The 5,697-nt window shown below is 37.2% G+C and carries 5 protein-coding genes; 4 read left to right on the forward strand and 1 reads right to left on the reverse strand.

Going from position 1 to position 5,697, the window contains the following annotated elements; translation table 11 throughout:
- Positions 1-213: 213 nt before the first annotated feature.
- Positions 214-1,050 carry an alpha/beta fold hydrolase gene (locus LOK41_RS27015; RefSeq protein ID WP_241819133.1) on the reverse strand — a complete coding sequence of 279 codons (837 nt, stop codon included), beginning with the start codon at positions 1,048-1,050 and terminating at the stop codon, positions 214-216.
- A 684-nt stretch (positions 1,051-1,734) separates the two neighbouring features.
- Here LOK41_RS27015 and ycaC point away from each other — a divergent pair.
- From ycaC to LOK41_RS27035, 4 genes are all read left to right on the forward strand, one after another.
- The gene (ycaC, locus tag LOK41_RS27020) at positions 1,735-2,379 is read left to right on the forward strand and encodes an isochorismate family cysteine hydrolase YcaC (RefSeq protein ID WP_241819135.1); all 645 of its coding nucleotides are present in this window, start codon (positions 1,735-1,737) and stop codon (positions 2,377-2,379) included.
- Positions 2,380-2,577: 198 nt separating this feature from the next.
- On the forward strand, positions 2,578-3,222 hold the full coding sequence (locus LOK41_RS27025; RefSeq protein WP_018767758.1) for a hydrolase: 645 nt from the start codon (positions 2,578-2,580) through the stop codon (positions 3,220-3,222).
- The gene (locus LOK41_RS27030) at positions 3,219-3,812 is read left to right on the forward strand and encodes a putative antibiotic biosynthesis monooxygenase (protein WP_241819142.1); all 594 of its coding nucleotides are present in this window, start codon (positions 3,219-3,221) and stop codon (positions 3,810-3,812) included. The genes LOK41_RS27025 and LOK41_RS27030 overlap by 4 nt, the downstream gene beginning before the upstream one ends.
- A gap of 13 nt (positions 3,813-3,825) precedes the next feature.
- Entirely contained in the window at positions 3,826-5,661 is a 1,836-nt protein-coding gene (locus LOK41_RS27035; protein WP_241819144.1) for an amidohydrolase, read from the forward strand.
- The last annotated feature ends 36 nt before the right edge of the window (positions 5,662-5,697 follow it).

A 5,697-nucleotide genomic window follows, 5' to 3' on the forward strand; every position in this document is an offset into this window, starting at 1 on the left:
ATGCCCATCAACCTAAGATTTTGAATTATCCCCAAAACAAAAATTTCATCCTTTCATAGTTTTCCATAAAAGTTCAGTTCATTTTTTTCGTTTTGGGGAAGAATGTATTTCTTAACTTGATAGCGCTACTCTTTTTGGAAAACCCCTAATCGATAAATTCGTGTTATTATTTTTGATATTGCTGTTGAACCGCCTCCGGTAGTTCCTTAAAGATTAGTCTTTTAAAAATGTTAATAATGCTTCATTAAATTCTTTTGCATGAGTTGCGTTTAATCCATGAGGACCACCCTGTATTAAAGCGAGTTTACTACCAGGAATGGAATCATATGTACGTTTTCCACTTAATTCAAAAGGTACAGTTGCATCAGAGTCACCGTGAATAATAAGAGTAGGTATATTAAACTTCTCCAAGTCTTTTCTAAAATCTGTCTTACTAAAGGCGGTAATACAATCAAGCGTTCCTTTAGGTGATGCACTGGCTGCAATATCCCAATTATATAAACGAAATGGCTCATTAACTAAATCTGTTCGATTACCAGCCGCGAAAAATCCCTTTGTAAATTCATCAAGAAATGCAAGGCGGTCATTTATCACACTACTTTTGAATTCTTCAATTGCTGCATCATCAAATACCCCATCAGGATGATCCTCTGATTTGTATAGATACGGAGGAACTGCTCCAGCAAAAACAGCCTTTTCAATACGATCTGTCCCATACGTACTAATGTATCGAGCTACCTCACCTCCGCCCATAGAAAAACCTATAAGCGTGACATTTTGAAGATCTAAATGTTGTAATAGTTGATGTAAATCAGAAGTAAAGGTATCATATTCATATCCTTCCCACGGCTGAGATGACTTTCCAAAGCCTCGACGATCATATGTTATAACTCTGTATCCAGCCTCAACAAGAGCGGGAACTTGGTATTCCCAAGATCGACCACTTAACGGCCAACCATGAATTAGTACAACTGGTTTTCCTATACCATGATCCTCATAATATATCTCAATTGGTGCTTGATTTTCGGTTCCTACAGTAATTTTTGCCATTCTTCTCCCTCCAATATAGACAACCTTTCTACCAAATACTGTAAATGTAGATTCGATACGCTTGATTTATTAATCCGAGACTCGGAAGTAATTAGCAGAAAGTATGGATAAATCTGCATATTTTCTCTTTTTGATTTGATCTTGTATTTCTTTTTCTGTAGAGAATCATGCATTTCCTGCTGTATACATACAAAGAGCTTGTTCTCGATTCAATCGGTTGGAAATTGGATGTAAACAACTTTAAAGATAAATTCTCATTGTTACTAATCTTTCGTAAGTTATCTCGAATTCGAGATTAATTATATTATAGTCAAAATATTACGTCAATAATTCATTTAAGTTTTATTAAATTACTAATTTATTATTTCTCAACATGAGAAGTATGGAATTGTAAGAAACAAATTGTTAATATATAGATATCTCAATTGCGTTATTTCTTTTTAAAAAGAGTTTGTGTTTTGACACAAGCTCTTTTTTATTAGAATTTAGACACATTCTACATGGTGAGTCTTGTCATCTTACAGCAATAGAGAATAAAAACCTTGTTCTAATCCTTAGTTTATGGATTAATTTATATTAACGATCAATTTATTTATAAACTAATCGTAACAAACGAAGAAATTTATGATACTATTCTATTTTTAAACTTTCTTCGATTACTTAATTTTTTAGGAGGAATACATAATGTCTGATCTCTATTCTCGTATTAACAAAGATGATGCTGTTGTTCTTTTAGTGGATCATCAAACTGGTCTTATGTCCGGACTAGTACGTGACTATGGTGTTGATGAATTCAAGAACAATGTTTTAGCTCTCGCTCAAACTGCTAAGTTTTTTGATTTACCAGTTATTTTAACAACAAGCTTTGAACATGGACCTAATGGACCTTTAATGCAAGAATTGGTTGATCTCTTTCCTCACGCACCAAAAATAGCTCGACCTGGACAAATTAACGCATGGGATAATAATGATTTTGTAAAAGCAATCGAAGAAACTGGAAAAAAACAACTTATCATCGCGGGCGTAGTTACAGATGTTTGCGTTGCTTTCCCGGCACTTTCTGCTATAAAAGCTGGGTATGAAGTATTTGCTGTTACTGATGCTTCAGGAACTTTTAGTAAACAAGTTGCAGATGCTGCCAATACTCGTATGGCACATAGTGGCGTGCAGCTTATGAACTGGTTTAGCGTAGCTTGCGAATTACAACGCGATTGGCGCAACGATGTCGAAGGTTTTGGCAATTTGCTTGCTAGTAATCTTCCAGGCTATCAAAATATAATTGGAAGCTATATGGGATCTCAGCGAGATCTTAGTAAACAAAATGCATAAATGTATTCCAAAGAAATAGCTTTAAATCACTTTTTAAAAAGTGGATAGTATAAATTTAGCGCTGATTAAATCAGCGCTCCTTTTTAAATTAAAAAGTATAGAAAAGCTTTTATTTTTACGATTACAGTTTTAATTAACAGAAAATACATTACTTTCAAAAAAATAATTTGAAACAATTAAAAAAAGGAGCGTTTTATTATGAGTAATTTAGAATTGTTAAATCCGGAGAACAGTGCATTAATTTTGATTGATTTTCAGCCTCAAATGACTTTTGGAGTTGCAAGTATTGACAGACAAACATTGATTAATAACGTTATGCTGCTTGCTAAATCAGCAAAAACTTTTAACGTACCTACTATTCTTACTACAGTTGAAACACGCAGCTTTTCTGGTTATTTTTGGCCACAAATTCTTGATATATTCCCAAACCATGAAATTATAGAACGTAGTTCAATGAACTCTTGGGAAGATCCAAAATTTGTTGAGGCAGTTAAAGCAACAGGTAGAAAGAAATTAATATTTGCAGCACTTTGGACTGAAGTTTGCCTTGCATTCCCTGTGCTTGAAGCAATTAAAGCTGGCTATGAGGTTTATGCAGTTGATGATGCTTCAGGTGGTACTAGTTTGACAGCACATAACGCTGCTATGCGTCGTGTAGAACAAGCTGGTGCAATTCCAGTGACAGCAATCCAAGTTTTACTTGAATACCAACGTGACTGGGCTCGCAAAGACACTTATGATGCTGTTATGGAAATTGTAAAAGAACATACTGGCGCTTATGGTCAAGGCGTAGAATACGCATATACTATGGTGCATGGCGCGCTTCCAAGCAGGAAATTATGAACCAAGAAAGAGTGACTGTCGGAGAAACTCATACAGGGAACACAATGGATGTTAGCGGTCCAGTAACAACGATTGTTACATGGGAAATTCAAGAAGGTAGAGAAAAACAGTTTGAAACATGGAGACATGAAATCGAAGCTGCCGCTACTAAATTCCTAGGGCATTTAGGCGTAAATTTAATAGTCCCCAATAACGGATCCAGAGAGTATACTGTTATTTTTCGCTTTGATACGTATGAGCATCTACGTTCTTGGCAAGAATCAGATATTCGTCGAGATTTGTTAAAAAAGGCAGAACAATTTCAAGCAACTAATCCAACTTACAAAATTGAAAACAGTTTGGCTTATTGGTTTGTTACTCCGAAAACGCCAGTTCCACCGCCAAAATGGAAAATGTCTATTGTTACTGTTCTTGGTGTATGGCCTCTTAGTATGTTGGTGCCTAAAGTAATAGGACCTATTATAAAAAATATGAATCCTATTATATCAGCTTTTTTTGTTTCTATATGTATAGTTTCCTTGCTATCATGGGTAGTCATGCCGATTCTCGGTAAAATATTTCATCCATGGTTACAGAATAATAGGAAGTAGATGAGGTGTAAACATGAATTTGCCGGATATGATCTTATATAACGGAAAAATCACTACCCTTGACCCATCTCAACCTGAGGTATCAGCTATCGCCATAACTGATGGTTTAGTCACGGCAGTAGGTGGAGATGAGCTTCTTGATAGTGCCACAGAAAAAACCAAAAAAATAGATCTTAAAAGAAAGAGAGCTATTCCGGGTTTGAATGACTCTCATATACACGTTATTCGTGGTGGTCTACATTATAATATGGAATTGCGTTGGGAAGGTGTACCATCACTTGCTATTGCTCTGGAAATGCTTAGAGAGCAGGCAAGACGTACACCTGCTCCTCAGTGGGTAAGAGTAGTTGGAGGTTGGTCTGAATTTCAATTTAAAGAGCGAAGGATGCCAACTTTGGAAGAGATTAATGCTGTTTCTGAAGACACACCTGTCTTTGTGCTACATCTTTACGATAGAGCACTTGTAAATCGTGCAGGGCTGCGTGCACTGGGATACACAAAAGATACCCCAGACCCTCCGGGCTGTTTAATTGACCGGGATAAACGAGGTAATCCAACGGGTCTTTTAATTGCTAATCCTAACGCTTCTATTCTTTATTCAAGTTTGGGGAGAGCTCCAGTACTTAATTTTGACGACCAGATTAACTCAACTCGCCATTTTATGCGCGAATTAAATAGATTAGGTATCACAAGTGCCATTGATGCAGGTGGTGGATTCCAAAATTATCCTGATGATTACAAAGTTGTTGAACATTTAGCCGAGAAGGATCAATTAACTTTGCGTATTGCGTATAATCTATTTACGCAAAATCCAAATCATGAATATGAAGACTTTGCTTCATGGGCAAAAATTGTTTCTCCGGGTCAAGGAAATGATAAGTATAAAATGAATGGTGCCGGAGAAATGTTAGTATTCTCGGCAGCCGATTTTGAAAAATTTCAAATGCCGCGGCCCGAACTAGCTACGGTGATGGAAGCTGACTTAAAGAAAGTAATTTCTCTATTGGTGGAAAACCGTTGGCCATTCCGTTTACATGCAACTTATGACGAGTCAATAACACGTTTCTTAAATGTTTTTGAGGAAGTCAACAGAGAAATTCCTTTTAATGGTCTACGCTGGTGGTTTGACCATGCAGAAACAATCTCGGATCGTAGTATGGAACGTGTTAAGGCTTTAAATGGCGGTATTGCCATTCAAGACCGCATGGCTTTCCAAGGTGAATACTTTATTGATTTATACGGAAAGGAAGCTGCAAAGCGTACTCCTCCGATTTATCGTATGCTAGACCTGGGTATACCTGTTGGCGCCGGTAGTGATGCAACCAGGGTTTCCAGCTATAACCCTTGGGTTGCTCTTTACTGGATGGTTGCCGGAAAAACCATTGGTGGTCTTTCGATATACGATGAAAAGAATAAACTTGACAGAAAAGTAGCTCTGGAACTATATTCCAAAGGAAGTGCGTGGTTCTCTGGTGATGAAGGTAAAAAGGGAACCCTTGCAGTAGGGCAGTTTGCTGATATTGCTGTATTGTCTTCTGACTACTTTACTGTGCCAGAAGAAGAAATCAAAGACCTTGAATCATTACTCACCATTATGGGTGGGCAGGTTGTTTATGGAAATGATGAATTTAAAAATTTATCACCTGAATTGCCGCCAGCATCACCTGATTGGGCACCGACGGGAGTTTATGGTTATGGTGGCGCTAACCTAGCCCACAATATACTTTCTCACGATGCCCATGATCACAAGTTACATAGTTGCAGTAACCCTCTCCATCAACACACTCATACCGTAATAGGAAAAGATGGAACTAAATGGGGTATTGGTTGTACTTGCTTTGCTTTCTAAGTCAGAACCACCGGTCTAATGCCAGTGGTTTTCTTT

The sequence above is a fragment of the Bacillus sp. TL12 genome (genome assembly GCF_022625245.1).
Classification (GTDB): Bacteria; Bacillota; Bacilli; order Bacillales; family Bacillaceae_G; genus Bacillus_A.